The following is an 18208-nucleotide window of genomic DNA, read 5'->3' as shown; positions in this document are numbered from 1 at the left end:
CCTCAGTAGCGGCCTTCACCATCGTGGCGACGGCCGTCGCGGCGGCGCACGGCCGCCGGTTGCGGCTCGCGCACAGCGATCGCGCGGGCCTGGAACCAGAATTCCGCGGTGCCGATCAGCCACAAGAAATAACCGATCAATTCAATGAACTCTTCCGCTGCGAGTTTGACGATCCGCTGGTAGTCAGTGCCCAGCACTGCCTGCCACAGCGGTTCATGGCCCACGAACGGGGCAAACGCGAAGTGCACCAGCGCGCCGGCAAACAATAGCGTCAAACCCGGCGACGGCCACATTCGCAGCCAGGCGACGCGAAACCGCCGGGCATGTCGCCACGCATAGACGATGATCAGAGCCGAGATGACCGCAGCCACTGCCTGCCAGAAGTTATCAGCAACATTTCGGTCGAGGAAAAAATCCAACTCGCGAACGAAAAAGACGGCGGCCATACCGCCGAAGGTCAGAGCGACTGGCCGTATTGACGGACAATATTGGGCTACCCACGCGTACAGCAATCCACAGATTACCAGTATGCCCGGCTGCAACATTTCAATCGGCGAATACTCGCTGGTACCCAGGGCATCGTCCACGTGCGTGAACGTTTGCAGGCGAAGACCGCCGGGCGACATGATCTCGAGTTGCGTCAGCAGCCAGGTGCACAACGCAACGCCGAAGAAATACGAGAGGTAACGCAACAGCACCATAATGACCGCTACCTGTTCGTTTGAGGGGCTGCTCACTATAGTCAGATGCCGCCGTTTCTACCAGTGTTGCTAACCACGATTGCGCCCTCAATCATTCCGTAGACGCCACAGCAAATTGTGGTCTTTGTCGAGCACGCCGTGTGCTTGCAGCCAGCGCGCCGCGTCGTGCGCATCATCGTGGAACCAGAGTTCCGTGCTACCCAGCCGGAAGCTGTAGCCCCAGCTATTCATGTCCTTCATCAAACGTTCACGCCCTGCTCCATCAATCTCGTCGGCCAGCAATATTTGCAGATAACAAACCGCCGATTCTTCGTCGTCGTCACCACCCGCATCCCGGATCAGCACGGCTCGTCGCGAGGCACTCATGCAAACCAGATGACTCAGCTCGTGCAGTGCCGAGTGCAGCGGCGTATCGCCACGAACATACAGCGTTGTGCCTACGACACCGGCCTCCGGCTCACCCCAAAAACTACCGGTAATCGGCTGATTATCGGCAACAAATGCAACGCGAAGTCCGAAGCGCTCAGCCAGTGCAGGCACTGCCGTGTGCGGCAAGTGAGCGATGCACAACATCGGCAATTTGCCGTCTGCTGCGTGCGCGCATTCAACAGAGTCACTCACGGCCAGGCGTCAGTTCAAAGGGCGGATAGCTGGATCAGCACGATGCGCACCAGATCATTGGCAATGGCATCGCGTAACAGATCTTCCTCGCGAGACTTGCCCAGCACGCGGGTTTCGTCGTAGGTGTAGTCCCGGGTTGCGGTCTGCAACTGCGGCTCCATCAGGACAGCGTTGCCAGCCTGCACCGCATAGTAAACCGAGTAATACACTTCGTACTCACGGGGCACATTGCGTGCAGACACTGACAAAACGCGTTGATCCGTTTCGTCGCTCAGGATAGAAAATACAGCACTTGCGTCTTCTTTGTTGTCAACAACCCGCACGCCCACGCTTTGCAGTTCACGACGTAACTTGCGATAAAACAGACTGTAGGTATCAGCGGTCTCGATATAGGTACTGCTCATCTGTGCCGGCACTGTGGGCGACGAGCGCAGCTGAAAACCGCAGGCGCTCAGCGCAAGCAGCGAGCACGCCAATAGTGCGGTTCTAAACAACAACGTTCACCAACCGTCCCGGCACGACGATAGTTTTGCGTATCGTCTTGTCCGCAACGAAGCGTTTGACGTTTTCGTCGGCAAGCGCGAGTTCGGCAATCGCATCTTTCCCAGCATCGGCTGCAACCGAAATTCGACCGCGTAATTTTCCGTTTACCTGCACGACAATTTCGACCATGTCCTGCTGCAACGCCGACTCATCCACATCGGGCCATGACTCATCAACCAAAGCACTGTTGTGCCCGAGTTGCTTCCACAGTTCGTGACAAATATGCGGAACGATTGGTGCCAGCAGCAGCACGCAGGATTCCAATGCTTCCTGAATCACTGCGCGACCGGCCGGGCTTTGATCGTCGAAGCGATTGATTGCGTTCAGCAATTCCATCACAGCCGCCACCGCTGTATTGAACTTGTAACGTCGACCCGTATCGTCACTGACCTTTGCGATGGTCTGGTGGGTCTTCAGGCGCAGCTCTTTTTGCTGGCCATCGAGGCCCGACTTGTCGAGAGCAGGCATGCTGCCCCCGTCGCTATGAGCTTGAACCGCGTGCCAGAAGCGCTTGAGAAAGCGGTATGCGCCCTGCACACCGTCGTCCGACCATTCCAGCGCCAGTTCAGGCGGTGCCGTAGACATCATGAACAACCGCACCGTGTCAGCACCGTAGCGTTCAATCAGTTCCTGCGGATCAACCGTATTGCCCTTGGCCTTGGACATTTTGGCGCCGTCCTTCAGCACCATGCCCTGTGTCAGGAGATTGGTGAATGGTTCGTCGGCAGCCGACAAGCCTTCATCACGCATCAACTTCTGGAAGAAGCGCGCATACAACAAATGCAGAATCGCGTGTTCTATGCCACCCGTGTATTGGTCTACGGGCATCCAGTAACTTTCCCGTTTGTCGAGCATCGCATCTTTGCTATCCGGCGAGGCGTAGCGGGAAAAATACCAGGAGGATTCCACAAACGTATCAAACGTGTCGGTTTCACGCCGCGCCGCCTTGCCACACTCGGGGCAATCCACGTTCACAAACCCGGGCATATCGCGCAACGGTGAACCCACGCCAGTGACTTTGACGTCTTCGGGCAATACAACCGGCAGGTCTTTCTCCGGCACGGGCACGGCACCGCAGTCATCGCAGTAAATAATGGGGATTGGTGTACCCCAGTAACGCTGTCGCGACACACCCCAGTCGCGCAGCCGGTAGTTAACCGTTCGCTTGCCGCGACCTTCAGCTTCGAAACGTGACGCAATTGCTGCGAACGCCTGGTCAAAATTCAGGCCGTCGAACTCACCTGAGTTGACGAGCTCGCCGCGCCCCGTCCAGGCAGCCTCGCCAATATCGATGTCACTGCCATCTTCTGGCTTGACGACCTGCACGATCGGCAAGCCGTGCTTACTGGCAAACTCCCAGTCGCGTTCGTCGTGCCCCGGCACTGCCATTACCGCGCCGGTGCCGTAACTCATCAGCACGAAGTTAGCGACCCAGAGCGGCACTTTTTCGCCACTGATTGGGTGCGTAGCGAACACACCCAATGGCATGCCCTTTTTCTCCATCGTCTCCATCGCAGCCTCGGCGGCCTGCATGGTTTTGCATTCTTCGATGAAGCGCGCGATGTCGGCATTGCCGGCCGCTGCTTTTTGCGCAATCGGGTGTTCGGCAGCGACCGCCATATAGGTAACGCCCATCAGCGTATCCGGGCGGGTCGTGAACACAGTCAGTGGCTCGTCTTCACCATCGACATCGAAAGACAGTTCCATGCCTTCCGAACGACCGATCCAGTTGCGCTGCATCGTCTTGACGGAATCGGGCCAGCCGTCCATTGAATCGAGGTTGTCGAGCAGTTCGTCCGCGTAGGCCGTGATCTTCATGAACCATTGCGGAATTTCACGGCGCTCTACCAGCGCATCGGAACGCCAGCCGCGGCCATCGATGACTTGCTCGTTCGCTAACACGGTCTGGTCAACCGGGTCCCAGTTAACGATTGAGTTTTTGCGGTAGACCAGGCCTTTCTTGAACAAGCGTGTGAACAACCACTGCTCCCAGCGATAGTATTCCGGCCGGCAGGTGGTTACTTCGCGGCTCCAGTCGTAGCCGTAACCCAGACGTTTGAGCTGACCGCGCATGTAGTCGATATTCTTGTAGGTCCATTCGGCCGGCGGTACACCGCGCTTGATGGCCGCGTTTTCCGCCGGCATGCCGAACGCATCCCAGCCCATCGGCTGCAGGACATGTTTGCCCTGCATGCGTTGATACCGCGCAATGACGTCACTGATCGTGAACACCCGGACATGGCCCATGTGCAGCTGGCCACTCGGGTACGGGAACATCGTCAGGCAGTAGAACTTTTGCTTGTCCGGGTCTTCGTCCACTTCGAAACAGCGTTCGCTGTCCCAATAGTCGCGGGCACGCTGCTCTACTTCATCGGGCGTATATCTTGCGTCGTTACTCATTGATCTCAATCGTGCTGGAGGCAGTCTGAACTGCCTGATCCGGGGAATCGGCAAGCTTACTTGGAATCGCGGCTGTGCGCAGCCCGTGACGGGCTCATGGTACTCAGTGACGGCGGCGCAGCCGCCGTTGTCGCACGCTAATGCCGACGATCAGTACCGCCAGACCGGTTACAGGCCAGTTGCCGGTTCGGGCATACGGGGTCATCCCCCGCATGGGCGTGACAGGCACGGTCATGCTGGCAAACTCGAACTGGGGTGCCGTATCGACAACTGCTCCATCCGGCGCGATCAGTGCGGTAAGGCCGTTGTTGGTCGCGCGCATTACATAGCGCCCGACTTCCGCACCCCGGACCCGGGCAATCTGCAGATGCTGATGCGGCGCTATGGAATCGCCAAACCAGGCATCGTTGCTGACATTGACGATCAGGCTGGCATCCGGAAACGCGTAGAGCTGCTCAGCGCCGTAGGCATCTTCGTAGCAAATCGCCACAGCGATCAATTGGTCGCCCGCCGTCCGCAGCAAGGCTTGCTCCGCTACACCAGCGCTGAGATCGCTGTTCGGCAGGCTCATCATGCGCATCCATTCGCGGATAAACGCCGGCACCGGAAAGTACTCACCAAACGGCACGAGGTGGCGTTTTCGGTACGCCTGCTCGGTTGAGCCATCGAGCAACAGCACGCTGTTGTAGATGTGCTCGTCGTCGCCGTCCAGTTCGCGTTCCAGAATGCCGAACAACAGGCTTTGATCGGGCTGCAAGTCACTCTGTAACAGGTCCAGGTAGGGCTGCACACGGTCGTTGATCGATGGCACCGCCACTTCCGGCCAGATCACAATATCGCTCTCGCTGGCCGCGAGCAGCGCATCCCGGTAAAGCCGCAGGGTTGGCTGAAATTGTTCCGGCAGCCATTTGCGATCCTGCCCCACACCGCCCTGAACCATGGTGACGGTGAGTGGCTCAGCAGCCGGTTCGGTCCAGTTGTACGCGGACAAGCCGCCGCCAAGCAGCCACGGCGCCAACATCACGCCCCCCGCCCACCAACGCACCTGTGGCGTACGGAGCAGGAGCAGGCCGCAACTGCTGGCAACCAGCAGCATCGACACGCCATACACGCCGACAACCGGCAACCAGGCCGTTAGCGGCGAATCAATCTGGCTGTAGCCCAACGTGAGCCAGGGAAAGCCGGAAAAAACCCAACCGCGCAGCCATTCCACCAACACCCACACAGACGGACCCACGACCAGCAGCCGCCATGGTCGCCCGTCAACCAGCCAGGCCAGCAGCCAGCCGCACAACGCGAACCAGGCCGCCATGATGGCCACAACCCCGAGCATCAGCGTGACAGCCAGCCACAACGGCGCATTGCCGAAGTCGTGTATCGAAATGTAGATCCAGTAGGTACCGGTCAGGAACAGACCGGCGCCGAAACAGAAGCCGAGCTGGGCCGCGATCCGTGGCGGCATGTGCAGGCCGACCAGTAACATCGGCAGCAATAGCAGCGGCGCAAGAAACCAATAGCCGAACGGCGCGAACGCCAGCGGCAGGGCAGCACCGCTTACGAATAACGCCAGCCGCAATGCGACCTTACGCGCCAGAATCTGCTGTAACCGTTCACCGCCGGTGACAGCCATCAGGCGTCGTCGTTCGCTGCCCGCTGCACCTGAACGGAATCAATTCGTCGACGGTCCGCTTTGACAACCCGAAACTCGAAATTGCCAAACTGCAACGTCTCACCGCGGCGCGGCAGACGACCGAGCTCGTGCATCACGAGACCGCCTATCGTGTCGTACAGTTCGTCATCGAGATTGCAGCCGAAGAAGTCATTGAAATCTTCGATGCGGGTCAATGCCTGTACTGACCAGCAAGGACGTCCGTCCCGCTCGGTATCTTCAAGAATAGGGTCCGCTTCTTCGGGATCATGTTCGTCATCGATCTCGCCGACGATTTCTTCAAGAACGTCTTCAATCGTCAGCAGACCGGATACGCCGCCATATTCATCAACCACAATAGCCATGTGGTTGTGACTGTCGCGAAACTCTTTGAGCAACGCATTGAGCCGTTTCGATTCCGGGATAACCGACAGCGGTCGCAAATAGTCATCGATCCGCAACTCGCCGTTAGGTTTGGCGAAGTAGCGCAACAAGTCTTTTGCAAGCAAAACGCCGATGACTTCGTCGCGGTCTTCGCCAATCACGGGAAAGCGGGAATGACCGGAATTAATGATAGTTTTCAGCATCTCATCGACGCCTTGATCGCGCTCGATAACCACCATTTGCGAGCGCGGAATCATTACTTCACGCACCTGGGTTTCAGCCACCTCCAATACGCCGGCGAGCATGTTCTGCTCCTCGGGATCGAAGACGCTTTCCGCCTGCTGCAAGAGATCCTGTATTTCTTCGCGGCTCCAGGGCTCACCTTTGATGGCACGCATTACACGCGTAATTATGCCGGCGCTGCCTGTGCCGCTGGTACTGGGAGGTTTGTCACTCATTGAGCTGGTCTGTCTTTCCTGCGAAGTTATGCCGCGTTGGCGGCCGGACATTGTAGCACCTGATCTCTCAGACGCGGGCCTGTTCGTGATAGGGGTCCTGAATGCCGGCGCTCGCCAGAACGCCGATCTCGATTTTTTCCATCGCCGTCGCGTCATCGGCCGCTTCATGATCATAGCCGAGCAGATGCAATGCACCGTGCACGAGCAGATGAGCCCAGTGATCAGCAGGCCGCTTGTTTTGCTCTGCCGCCTCCCGAAGCACCACCGGGGGGCACAGCACCAGATCTCCCAGTGCGACCGGTTCGTCCTCGGGCAGCAATGCATCGTCGCTGCCGGCAAATGACAGCACATTGGTGGCGTAGTCCCGCTGCCGATAGCGATGATTCAAACCACGGCCTTCATCAACATCAACAAGTCGCACGGCAATTTCACAGCCTCGTTCATCCGCGTAACCGACATGATCAAGGGTCGCCTGCAACCAACGCTGTACGAATACTTCGTCGGGCAGGTCGTCGCCGCCGCTGGCAATCTGCAAGTACACCTGTAGCGACGCGCTCAGGAACCACCTTCCTGACCATGACCGACGGCTTCATAAGCCTCAACGATTCGCTGTACCAGCTCGTGGCGCACGACGTCGCCCGGCGTAAAGTAGGTGAAACCTATACCTTTAACGTTCGCAAGTATTTCGATTGCGTTCTTCAGACCCGATGTCTGGCCCGACGGTAGATCTATCTGTGTGACGTCGCCCGTCACGACCGCGCGCGATCCAAAGCCAATACGTGTCAAAAACATTTTCATCTGCGCGACGCTGGTGTTTTGCGCCTCATCCAGAATAACGAAAGCTTCGTTCAGCGAGCGGCCGCGCATGAAGGCCAATGGTGCGACCTCAATAATGTTGCGTTCAATGAGTCGTGCAACCTGCTCGGGCCCCAGCATGTCATAGAGTGCGTCGTACATCGGGCGCAGGTACGGATCAACTTTTTGCGACATGTCGCCCGGCAGGAAACCCAGCCTCTCACCGGCTTCAACGGCCGGCCTGACCAGAATGATGCGCCGGACCAGTTCGTTCTCCAGCGCATCTATAGCTCCAGCAATGGCGAGGTACGTCTTCCCGGTACCCGCAGGGCCGATACCGAAAGCCAGATCGTGGTCGTGAATGTTCTTCAGGTAAGCACGCTGGTTAAGGCCGCGCGCGCGTATTAGTTTGCGCCGCGTTTGAATTTCGTAGCGCGCCGCCTCTTTGCTTCCGGTCTCCGAATCCAGCTCGGCGACATTCGATTCATTCATAACGGATTCCTGCAGGCACATGTGGACGCGTTCCGGGTCGAGGTGTTCGCTACCCGTCAGTTTGAACAGAGACTTGATGACATTGCTGCCAATCTGCGCGGCATCTTCATTGCCGGTCACCCGGAAAAGATTGCCACGGCTGGAAATATCAACGTTGAGGCGGCGCTCAATTTGCCGCAAGTGTTCGTCGAACTGTCCGCAGAGATTTGCAAGACGGCTGTTGTCGGCGGGTTCCAGGACGATATCCCGGGATATGGGTACAGCGTTCAATGGTTAGAAATTCGCCCTCAAAGCGGTTGGATGCCTGAGGTTTAGCCTACCGCGATCATGCGCCCTATGGAATACCTGATTAACCCGCGAATTTCAGGCCGCCGCTTGTCGCGGCGCCACGCGTCCACGCAGTGAATTCGGCATGGCTTCAGTAATAATCACATCGATAAACTGGCCGATCGTCGACGCCGGCGCGTCGAAGTTCACCCAGCGCATGTTTTCAGTGCGCCCGCACATTTGCTGCGGATCCTTTTTGGATGGCTTTTCAACCAGTACGCGCTGTGTTGTTCCGACCATGCCGGCACTGATAACTTGTGCCTGCTCGATGATTTGCGACTGCAATGTTTTCAAGCGCTGCTTCTTGACAGCCATTGGCGTGTCGTCAGCAAATGTCCCGGCAGGCGTGCCAGGCCGCGCGCTGTAGATAAAGCTAAAGGACTGATCAAAACCGATATCAGTGATCAGTTGCATGGTCTGTTCGAAATCCGCGTCTGTCTCACCGGGAAAGCCGACAATGAAATCCGATGAGATTGATATGTCAGGACGAACCTCGCGCAACTTGCGAATTTTCTGTTTGTACTCGATGGCGGTATGGCCGCGCTTCATGCGCATCAAAACGCGATCCGCGCCACTTTGTACCGGCAGGTGCAAATAGTTCGCCAGTTCCGGCACTTCGGCGTACGCCTGTATCAGGCTGTCCGTGAATTCGACCGGGTGCGAGGTGGTAAAGCGAATACGATCGATACCGTCAACAGCAGCGACATAGTAGATCAGCGTTGCCAGATCCGCGATCTGACCGTCGTGCATCGGTCCCTGGAATGCGTTGACATTCTGGCCCAGCAAGTTGATCTCACGCACACCTTGTCCGGCCAGAGCGACTATCTCGACGATTACATCGTCCAGCGGCCGGCTGATTTCTTCGCCGCGCGTGTACGGCACGACGCAGAACGTGCAATATTTGCTGCAGCCTTCCATGACGGAGACAAACGCCGTCGGACCCTCCGCTCGCGGCTCCGGCAAGCGGTCAAATTTTTCGATTTCGGGAAAACTGACATCGACCACCGGCAAACCCGCGGCACGCACCTTGTCGACCATTTGCGGCAGCCGATGCAAGGTCTGTGGTCCAAACACCATGTCTACAAACGGCGCGCGCCGGGTGATGCCCTCGCCTTCCTGGCTCGCCACGCAGCCGGCCACGCCGATCAGCATGTCCGGCCGCTTTTCTTTCAGTGAGCGCCAGCGTCCAAGCTCGGAAAACACCTTCTCCTGCGCCTTTTCGCGTATCGAGCAGGTATTGACGAGCAATAGGTCCGCTTCTTCCGGCGTTGCTGTCAACTCGTAGCCGTGCGAGGCACGCAACACGTCAGCCATCTTCTCCGAGTCGTACTCGTTCATCTGGCAGCCGTAGGTTTTGATGTATAGCTTTGCGCTCACGATATGCCTATGTCACTGATTTAATTATATTAAGTGATCAGCAACCTATCGTATGTAGCCGAGACCCTCGAGCTTGACGAGGATTCGGTGCGCAGCCAGATCCGGTGTGATCTCGCTGGTATCGATGCGCACTTCGGGCGTCTCGGGCACCTCATACGGGTCGCTGATGCCGGTGAATTCGCTGATGATACCGGCCCGCGCCTTCGCATACAGCCCCTTGCTATCCCGGGACCCGCATATCCAAGGCGGTGTCTGGACGTGTACATCGAGCCAACCGCCGCCGGGCGACACCCGTGTACTGCGCACGATGCGCTCCGTGTGCAGTACCGACTCAGCCGGCGTATCGCTACAGCATCAGGTGGCGCTAAGGCGCATGACCCCGTCCCGGGTGGCGGGATTATGACGACGGAACAGCCGTTGTTAGAACGGGATATCGTCGTCGAAGTCGTCAACTGATGGGCCGGGTGCCGGACCTGACGGGGCAGAGCCGCCTGATGCGGGCGCGCCACCACCGGAACGACCGCCACCGAGCATTTGCATTTCGTCGGCAATCACTTCGGTCGTGTAGCGATCGTTGCCCGACTTGTCCTGCCATTTGCGAGTACGCAATTTGCCTTCTACGTAGACCTGCGAGCCCTTCTTCAGGTATTCGGCGGCGATCTCAGCCAAGCGGCCAAACATCGCTACCCGGTGCCACTCGGTGCGCTCTTTTTGTTCGCCGCTCTGCTTGTCTTTCCACGATTCGTTGGTCGCAATCGTCAGATTGGTGACCGCCGAGCCGCTCGGCATGTAGCGGGTTTCCGGATCCTGCCCGACGTTTCCAACGATGATGACTTTATTGATTCCACGGGCCATAGCGGTTCCTGTTATTGGTCTTTGACGGTATCGAAGCGACCGCCGATGCAGTCACTTGGAGTATTGTGCGGGCTGCCTATTGTAGAGCCTGGGACTCCAATTGCCAGTCCGATTTCAGGTCGTTTCGACGGCTTTCGTGCGCTGTTCCGATAAACCCAGCACCAACAACCACAGACCGGCCAGCGCAGCACAAGCCAGGAAGACGCGACCGACATCGCCGCCGCTCAGCAGCAGGCCGCCCAGCAATCCACCGGCGAATGCGCCGCTGAACTGGCAGCTTGAAAACAGCCCGAGGGATGCGCCTCGGAGCTCGCCGTCCGCCAGTATCGACAGCCTTGCGGGCAAGGCCGCCTCGAGAAAATTAAAACCGGCGAAAAAGACCGCCAGCGCCAGCATCACCAGCCATTGATTGCCACCTGGCAGGAACAATGACAATTGACCGGCTATCAGCAAGCTCACCGCGATCAGCAAGGTACTGCGCTTGCCGCGACGTTCGTCGCTGATAATCAACGGGACTGTACCGGCCAGCGATAACAGCAACGCGCCCACGTAGATGTACCAGTGGCTGGCGAGCTCAATACCGAGACGATCGCTCAGCACAAACGGCAATGCGACGAACGTGGCCGTCAGCATCGTGTGCAGAAGAAAGACAAACAGGTCGAGTTGCAACAGTGGCGCACGCATCGCCGCCGTCAACGGCAAGCGACCGCGGTGTCGGGTGCGGCCCAGATTCCGCGGCAGCAGGATTAACAGCAGTCCGGCCAGAACAGCGAGCAGGGCCGCCATCCAGAACAATGAACGCACGCCGCCGGCCGCGGCAATCACCGGACCGAATATCAGCGCCAGCAGGAATGAGCTGCCGATGCTGATACCGAGTACCGCCATTGTTCGGGTCCGAACTTGTTCGCGGCTCGCGTCCGCGAGCAATGCCGTCAGGGTGGCGGAAATCGCGCCAGCTCCCTGCAACAGCCGACCCGTGATGACGCCCCAGATCGTCGTGCTCTCAGCGGCAAGCACGCTGCCTGCCGCAAACAGCAGCAGGCCAAAAACAATCACGGGGATGCGGCCGACCCGGTCCGACACTGCGCCGAACGGCACCTGCAGCAACGCCTGAGTCAATCCGTAACCACCAACGGCAAGCCCGATCAGCAGCGGGGTTGCGCCCTCTAGCTGTGACGCATAGACGGCCAACACCGGCAACAAGGCGAACAGGCCGAACATGCGCAACATGGCGATGGACGCGATCACGCCGATCGCGCGGCGCTCGGTGGGCAGCATCGCGCCGAAGAATCCTGATTGTGTTTCTGACATGCGAACCTGGTTTGACGGTAAACGGCTGATTAGGCACAAGTTGAATGACTGCAGTGCACGGTTGTCAGCGAAACAATGTACGCCAGGATCAGTACATGTTTAGGCCGTCGCTTTGCGCCTGCGTCAGGCAGCGGCGTATATTAGCAGGTTGTTTCGCGATGTCTCACCCGCACGCCAGCCACAAGTTGAATACCCAGTAATGAAATCCATCAATATCCGCGGCGCTCGTACGCATAACCTCAAGAATCTTGACCTGAGCCTGCCGCGCGACAAGCTGATCGTCATCACCGGCCTGTCCGGCTCTGGCAAATCGTCACTCGCCTTTGACACGATCTATGCAGAGGGTCAGCGGCGTTACGTGGAATCGCTGTCCGCCTACGCCCGGCAATTCCTGTCGATGATGGAAAAACCCGATGTCGATCACATCGACGGCTTGTCACCTGCCATTTCCATCGAGCAGAAATCGACCTCACACAATCCGCGCTCAACGGTCGGCACGGTAACGGAAATCTACGACTACCTGCGCCTCTTGTACGCGCGGGCCGGCACACCGCGCTGCCCGGATCACGGCGTTACGCTGGAAGCACAGACCGTCAGCCAGATGGTCGACCAGGTACTTGCGTTGCCGGAAGGCACGCGCCTGATGCTGCTCGCACCGGTCGTGGCGAATCGCAAGGGCGAACATCTGCAACTGATGCGCGATCTGCAGGCCCAGGGCTTCATCCGCGCGCGCATCAACGGCGAAGTCTACGAGCTCGACGAACCGCCGAAGCTGGATCTGCGTCGCAAGCACAACATCGACGCTGTCATTGATCGCTTCAAAGTAAAGGCGGACCTGAAACAACGATTGGCTGAATCGTTTGAAACCGCATTGAAACTGGCAGACGGCACCGCACGCATCGTGTTTATGCAGGAACCTGAGCGCGACGAACTCGTGTTCTCAGATCGATTCGCCTGCAATGTGTGCGGCTACAGCCTCACCGAACTTGAGCCACGGTTGTTCTCCTTCAACAACCCCAACGGCGCCTGCCCCACCTGTGACGGACTCGGCGTCAAACAGTTCTTTGATCCTGAACGGGTCGTCGTCAACTCTGATCTGTCGCTCGCCGGCGGCGCGATTCGCGGCTGGGACCGAAAGACAACGTATTACTTCCAGATGATCAAGAGCATCGCCGATCACTACAAGTTCGACATAGAAACGCCGTTTTCGGAACTCGATGACAAACTGCAGGCTATTGTTCTGCAGGGCAGTGGCAAAGAGAAAATCGAGTTCCATTACGAGAACACCCGTGGCATGCAGATACGGCAGAAGCACCGCTTTGAAGGTGTGATCCCAAACCTTGAGCGCCGCTACAAAGAAACTGAATCATCCGCCGTGCGCGAGGAATTGAGTCGCTTCCTAAACAGCCAGCCCTGCCCCGAGTGCAAGGGCACGCGCCTGAATCAGGCCGCGCGCAACGTCTTTATAACAGACCGTTCGCTGCCGGAAATTTCCGACTTGTCAGTTGGCCACGCGCGTGAATTCTTTGCGCAACTCAAACTCGACGGGTGGCGACAAACCATTGCCGATAAAGTCGTCAAAGAGATCGGCGCACGTCTGGGCTTTCTCAGCGACGTCGGCCTCGACTACCTGTCGCTTAATCGCAGTGCCGACACCTTATCGGGCGGTGAAGCACAACGCATACGCTTGGCGAGCCAGATCGGTTCCGGCCTGGTCGGTGTCATGTACATACTCGACGAGCCCTCCATTGGTCTTCACCAGCGTGACAATCAGCGGTTGCTCGGCACCCTGATACACCTGCGTGACATCGGCAATACTGTAATCGTTGTAGAGCATGACGAAGAAGCCATACTCGCCGCCGATTACGTTGTCGATCTTGGTCCCGGCGCCGGCGTGCACGGTGGCCAGGTTGTGGCTATGGGCACGCCTGATGAGGTCAAACACAACGAACGCTCGTTGACCGGTCAATACCTGTCGGGTCGCCGTGTAATCGCAATGCCTGAGAAGCGGCACAAGGCCGATCCGAAACGCGAAATTCGAATCGAAGGCGCACGCGGCAATAACCTCAAGAACGTCAGTGCTTCCTTTCCCATCGGTTTGATGACCTGCATCACCGGTGTCTCAGGGTCCGGCAAGTCAACACTGATCAACGACACGCTGTACAAAGCCGTCGCCGGAGACCTCAATCGGGTCAACAAGAACCCGGCGGCGCACGACGCCGTACACGGCCTCGACAATATTGATCGCGTCATCGACATCTCGCAATCGCCAATAGGCCGCACCCCGCGCTCGAACCCGGCGACCTACAGCGGCCTGTTCACACCGATACGTGAACTCTTTGCCGGCACCCAGGAAGCGCGTTCTCGCGGCTATATGCCGGGTCGTTTCAGCTTTAACGTGAAGGGCGGGCGCTGCGAAGCCTGTCAGGGCGACGGCGTTATCAAAGTTGAAATGCACTTCTTGCCGGATGTCTACGTAGCCTGCGACGTTTGCCGGGGCCAGCGTTACAACCGCGAGACGCTGGAGATACGTTACAAGGGCCGCAACATTCACGAAGTACTGGACATGACGGTCGAAGATGCGCTGGAGTTCTTCCGCAATGTTCCGGTCGTGGCCAAGAAGCTACAGACCCTGCTGGATGTTGGCCTCTCTTACATTCGCCTCGGACAGAACGCGACAACCCTGTCAGGCGGCGAAGCGCAGCGCATCAAGCTGGCCAAAGAACTATCGAAACGTGATACCGGCAGCACGCTGTATATTCTCGACGAGCCGACCACCGGCCTGCACTTCTATGACATCGAACAGCTGTTGGCGGTGCTGCACCGATTGCGCGATCGCGGCAACACGATTGTCGTCATTGAACACAATCTCGACGTCGTGAAGACCGCCGACTGGGTCATCGATCTGGGCCCCGAAGGCGGTGATGGCGGCGGCGAGATAATCGCGTTTGGCACACCCGAACAGGTTGCCGCCAACAAGGCTTCATTCACCGGTGATTATTTGCGCCCTTTACTCAGCGGCGTGACGGAAAAAAAGCCCGCCGGAAAACGCCGCTAACGGTCAGTCGTCGTCTTTGAGCCGAACGGCGGAGGTAATCTGCACCGGCGCCGACAGCAACTGTCCTTCGGTATACGGGGACTCGGACGGCGCGCTAGCGTCACTCTTGTGGATGCGACGCACCGTGTCCATGCCGCGGGTGACCCGGCCAAACGCAGCAAATCCCTGTCCGTCAGGGTTACGCATGGCGCCGTGATCCAGCCCCGGCTGCGCCCCTAAGCAAATGAAAAACTCGGCGGCCGCCGTACCCACATCGCCTCGCGCCATCGACAACGTACCATCCTCGTGAGTCAGACCCGTCTTCGCTGTCGACTCGTGAGCGATCGGTGCGAACGCCGGTACCGCGTCGCCGATGCCGCCCTGTATGACTTCAATCCAGGGTTTACCCTTGTCATTCTCGAACGTCACCGTTCTGTAAAAACTCGCACCGTTGTAGTGGCCACCATCAACGTACGCTAGAAAATTGGCCACGGTCAGCGGTGCGCGATCAGCGTACAGTTCGATCTCAATAGCGCCTTCGCTGGTTTGCATCAGAACCCGAACAATGCCAGCGTCCGCCGCGTTCGCGACAGCGGCAATGAACAACATTGCTGTGGCGACAGCACCGAGCAGAAATCGACAGACAGTCTTCATTTTTCACTCCTGGATTGCACGTAATGGTCAAACGCCACGGCAAACCGCTCTGGTGCAGCATCCGCCATTCGAAGGTATAACGATGGCTCTATTAATTCGAGCTCCATCAACAGAAAGCGGCCGTCAGCCGCGCGAACAAAATCGGCACGAGCATACAAGGGCATGGGCTCTATGAGCTGCACAAGTCTGTCAGCCGTAAGCTGCAAAGCAGGCTCGACATCGACTGCCAGTATCTGCGCGCCATGCTCTTCCTGCACGCGGAAATCCGCCGGTTTCGGCACTTTGCGGATCGCGTGACTCATCTCGCCGCCGATATAAAACAACGAGTATTCGCCTTCCGATTGGATTGCGGCGACAAACGGCTGTGCCATGCACGGAAGCCCGGCAAAGGTCGCCAGCAGTGTCGCGCGAACGGCGGAACTGATAACGCGATCCAGCAAGAACGTGTTAGTCGCATTCGTGCTGATAACCGGCTTGATGACGATCCGCTCGCTATCGAGCTTGTCGTGCAAGCCCGCCAGCACCGGCCCATTCAGCGAATCCAACCACTCTGTAGGGACGATAGCGACGCCGCGCGATTCGAGTTCGCGCAAATAGGTCTTGGCCAGATTCCAGCGCAACAGGGATAGAGGGTTAGCCAGAACAGTGCCGGATGCCTCGATGCGCTGCAGCGCATCAAGGAACGTTTGTGGGTCTTCCGGGTAGTCCCACGGCGTACCAACGTAGACGCCATCAAACTCGGCCCAGTCGTCGCGCTGACTGCGCCATGGCAATACGTCGACTTGCCAGCCTCGCGCCTGCAATGGGGGAATCGCAAGATCGGCATCGATAGACCAGCCTTCAGTATCGTCCATCGTCAAAAAGGCGCAACGGCGCGGCGAGCGCGCACTCATGGATCGCTGACCGGGAAACGTCCGTTCGCGAGAAACGCGATCGTCAACTCAATGACTTCACTGTCACGCATCATGAACGCATGACTGGCGTGCACCTGGCGAAAATCACTCATCCCTGCCAACCGCGTTTCGTCAACGGTGACGCGGCCATCGTTGGGTTTGTCGAGCATGGCATGGGTAATCGGATCAATAGAGCGATCACCGGCAATGACAGCGAATTCAAATGTCGGCTGGCCAAGTTTGAGTGGCACGCTCTCGTCGCCCTTTTCCAGCTCGGAGCCAGCTGGTCCGTTGATGAAATCGAACCCAGGTACTGAGCGCCACTTGTCGGCCGCCGCACTGCCGTTGTTTGGCGGACCGAGCATAACCACTCTGCCGATATCATCAATGTGCCGGCCGTTCGTGTAGTAGCGCAAAAGTATGCCGCCCAAAGAGTGCGTTACGAAATGTATAGGCCCGTGGTTTTGCAAGCGTCGACACTCCGCTATCCCTTCATCAACAGCCATGGGTGCCAGTACGGCAATGGGATGCTCGCGGGAGGGATAACGGATATTGGCGACAGCATAACCAGCGCCTGTCAGCGCCTCTTGCATTGGCAACATCGAACGCTCGGTGCGGGCCATGCCGTGCAACAGCACAACGCACTCTTTGCTCCGATCATTATCAGCACCCGCCGTGCTGGTCGATGATCCGATCATGCCAAGAGCCACCACAACATACAGCGCGACATTCATAAAGCCTTGAGCTGCCGGTCCTGTATACGCCCCAGGAAGATCAGAGCCAGAACAGCGCCAGTCAATGCGAATGCCATATCCGATTGTGTATCCCACATGTAACCCTGTGTCCCAAGAAAAGACTCTGCGGCTTCTTCGGACATTAGTGCCACCCACCATTCAATCAGTTCGTAAAATGCACTTACGGCGAGACAAAAGCATACGACGAAAAAATTACGCCATGAAACGGAATTGAAGACACCCTTCACGACAACAACTTCGCGCGCAACCATGGCCGGCACGAATCCCTGCGCAAAATGCCCAAGTTTGTCGTAGTTATTGCGAGATTGATCAAACGCTTCCTGAATCCAGTCGAACAACGGAACCTCGGCGTAAGTGTAGTGACCACCAACAATGAGGATGACACAGTGCACGAGTATCAAGACGTAGGTTAACGGCGTTAACCGAAACCGCTTGCGGGTCACGAGCAAGACCGCCGCACCGATGACTGCCGGCATCACTTCCAATAACCAGGTCGGATAATCGTGCGGTTTAACAGCCGACCAAGCCAGGACCGCCATAAATACTGCAGCCCACAACAACGTGCTCTTGCTCCGGGGGTTGCTTACGTCGTTCATACAGCCTGCTCCTGTGGGCGGCTCCGCGTCAGAAAACTCACGCGTCGAACCAGAATTCTATTTCCGACGTCGGTTCTTCGAAACGCGCAGCATGCCGCTCTTCCGGTTCCAGCTGATACCACTCGCCGGTCCCGTAACGTTCTTCCAGCCCGTTTCGCGTGAGGATCAACTCGCCTGCTGTAATTACACCGACATTCCGGGACGCATGAGTATGCTCCGCAATGATCGTACCGGCCGGGTACGACGCAAACAGCACCTCGCAATGATCCGCCGCAAGTCTGTAGGCGTCGAACGGGCCGTCGAACTCTGGCAAAGACTGAATCAGGTCAGGAAACTGCGAACGATCCATAACATAGCCTCT

The 18208-nt window shown here is 57.8% G+C and carries 18 protein-coding genes; 1 reads left to right on the top strand and 17 read right to left on the bottom strand.

The window, feature by feature from the left end; genetic code table 11:
- Nucleotides 1-2: 2 nt before the first annotated feature.
- The 12 genes from AC0L8N_RS13950 to AC0L8N_RS13895 all read right to left on the bottom strand — a co-directional run bounded on the left by AC0L8N_RS13950 (nt 3) and on the right by AC0L8N_RS13895 (nt 11912).
- A complete protein-coding gene (locus AC0L8N_RS13950) occupies nt 3-737 on the bottom strand; it encodes a hypothetical protein (protein WP_473668276.1) in 735 nt (244 codons plus the stop codon).
- Between the two features lie 51 nt (nt 738-788).
- A complete protein-coding gene (locus tag AC0L8N_RS13945; protein ID WP_473670163.1) occupies nt 789-1274 on the bottom strand; it encodes a hypothetical protein in 486 nt (161 codons plus the stop codon).
- A 62-nt stretch (nt 1275-1336) separates the two neighbouring features.
- A complete protein-coding gene (locus tag AC0L8N_RS13940) occupies nt 1337-1819 on the bottom strand; it encodes an LPS-assembly lipoprotein LptE (protein WP_473668275.1) in 483 nt (160 codons plus the stop codon).
- Complete coding sequence (leuS, locus tag AC0L8N_RS13935; RefSeq protein WP_473668273.1) at nt 1809-4265, bottom strand: leucine--tRNA ligase; 2457 nt, start codon at nt 4263-4265, stop codon at nt 1809-1811. Before leuS ends, AC0L8N_RS13940 begins: the two co-directional genes overlap by 11 nt.
- Nucleotides 4266-4368: 103 nt before the next feature.
- Nucleotides 4369-5895 carry an apolipoprotein N-acyltransferase gene (lnt, locus tag AC0L8N_RS13930; protein ID WP_473668272.1) on the bottom strand — a complete coding sequence of 509 codons (1527 nt, stop codon included), beginning with the start codon at nt 5893-5895 and terminating at the stop codon, nt 4369-4371.
- Nucleotides 5895-6755, bottom strand: a complete 861-nt coding sequence (locus AC0L8N_RS13925) for an HlyC/CorC family transporter (RefSeq protein WP_473668271.1) — start codon at nt 6753-6755, stop codon at nt 5895-5897. The genes lnt and AC0L8N_RS13925 overlap by 1 nt, the downstream gene beginning before the upstream one ends.
- Before the next feature lie 67 nt (nt 6756-6822).
- On the bottom strand, nt 6823-7296 hold the full coding sequence (gene ybeY / locus AC0L8N_RS13920; RefSeq protein ID WP_473668270.1) for an rRNA maturation RNase YbeY: 474 nt from the start codon (nt 7294-7296) through the stop codon (nt 6823-6825).
- 14 nt (nt 7297-7310) lie between these two features.
- The gene (locus AC0L8N_RS13915; RefSeq protein ID WP_473668269.1) at nt 7311-8312 is read right to left on the bottom strand and encodes a PhoH family protein; all 1002 of its coding nucleotides are present in this window, start codon (nt 8310-8312) and stop codon (nt 7311-7313) included.
- Between the two features lie 93 nt (nt 8313-8405).
- Complete coding sequence (miaB, locus tag AC0L8N_RS13910; protein WP_473668268.1) at nt 8406-9746, bottom strand: tRNA (N6-isopentenyl adenosine(37)-C2)-methylthiotransferase MiaB; 1341 nt, start codon at nt 9744-9746, stop codon at nt 8406-8408.
- Between the two features lie 45 nt (nt 9747-9791).
- Nucleotides 9792-10052, bottom strand: coding sequence for an adenylyl-sulfate kinase (locus AC0L8N_RS13905; RefSeq protein WP_473668267.1), 261 nt, complete (start codon nt 10050-10052; stop codon nt 9792-9794).
- Nucleotides 10053-10166: 114 nt separating this feature from the next.
- On the bottom strand, nt 10167-10601 hold the full coding sequence (gene ssb, locus AC0L8N_RS13900; RefSeq protein ID WP_473668266.1) for a single-stranded DNA-binding protein: 435 nt from the start codon (nt 10599-10601) through the stop codon (nt 10167-10169).
- Nucleotides 10602-10715: 114 nt separating this feature from the next.
- On the bottom strand, nt 10716-11912 hold the full coding sequence (locus tag AC0L8N_RS13895) for an MFS transporter (protein ID WP_473668265.1): 1197 nt from the start codon (nt 11910-11912) through the stop codon (nt 10716-10718).
- Between the two features lie 199 nt (nt 11913-12111).
- On the opposite strand from AC0L8N_RS13895, the gene uvrA reads away from it, so the two are divergent.
- Nucleotides 12112-14970 carry an excinuclease ABC subunit UvrA gene (gene uvrA, locus AC0L8N_RS13890; RefSeq protein WP_473668264.1) on the top strand — a complete coding sequence of 953 codons (2859 nt, stop codon included), beginning with the start codon at nt 12112-12114 and terminating at the stop codon, nt 14968-14970.
- A gap of 3 nt (nt 14971-14973) precedes the next feature.
- On the opposite strand, the gene AC0L8N_RS13885 is transcribed toward uvrA, so the two are convergent.
- The 5 genes from AC0L8N_RS13885 to AC0L8N_RS13865 are packed head-to-tail and all read right to left on the bottom strand — an operon-like array spanning nt 14974 to nt 18196.
- Nucleotides 14974-15603, bottom strand: a complete 630-nt coding sequence (locus AC0L8N_RS13885; RefSeq protein ID WP_473668262.1) for a peptidylprolyl isomerase — start codon at nt 15601-15603, stop codon at nt 14974-14976.
- Nucleotides 15600-16496, bottom strand: a complete 897-nt coding sequence (locus AC0L8N_RS13880; protein WP_473668261.1) for an ATP-grasp domain-containing protein — start codon at nt 16494-16496, stop codon at nt 15600-15602. Before AC0L8N_RS13880 ends, AC0L8N_RS13885 begins: the two co-directional genes overlap by 4 nt.
- Entirely contained in the window at nt 16493-17194 is a 702-nt protein-coding gene (locus tag AC0L8N_RS13875) for an esterase/lipase family protein (RefSeq protein ID WP_473668260.1), read from the bottom strand. The genes AC0L8N_RS13880 and AC0L8N_RS13875 overlap by 4 nt, the downstream gene beginning before the upstream one ends.
- Nucleotides 17195-17226: 32 nt before the next feature.
- The gene (locus tag AC0L8N_RS13870) at nt 17227-17847 is read right to left on the bottom strand and encodes a DUF2238 domain-containing protein (RefSeq protein WP_473668259.1); all 621 of its coding nucleotides are present in this window, start codon (nt 17845-17847) and stop codon (nt 17227-17229) included.
- A 37-nt stretch (nt 17848-17884) separates the two neighbouring features.
- A complete protein-coding gene (locus AC0L8N_RS13865; protein ID WP_473668258.1) occupies nt 17885-18196 on the bottom strand; it encodes a cupin domain-containing protein in 312 nt (103 codons plus the stop codon).
- Nucleotides 18197-18208 lie beyond the last annotated feature (12 nt).

Source organism: Woeseia sp. D3-10, from assembly GCF_055809415.1.
This window is presented reverse-complemented; position numbering and strand designations above follow the sequence as displayed.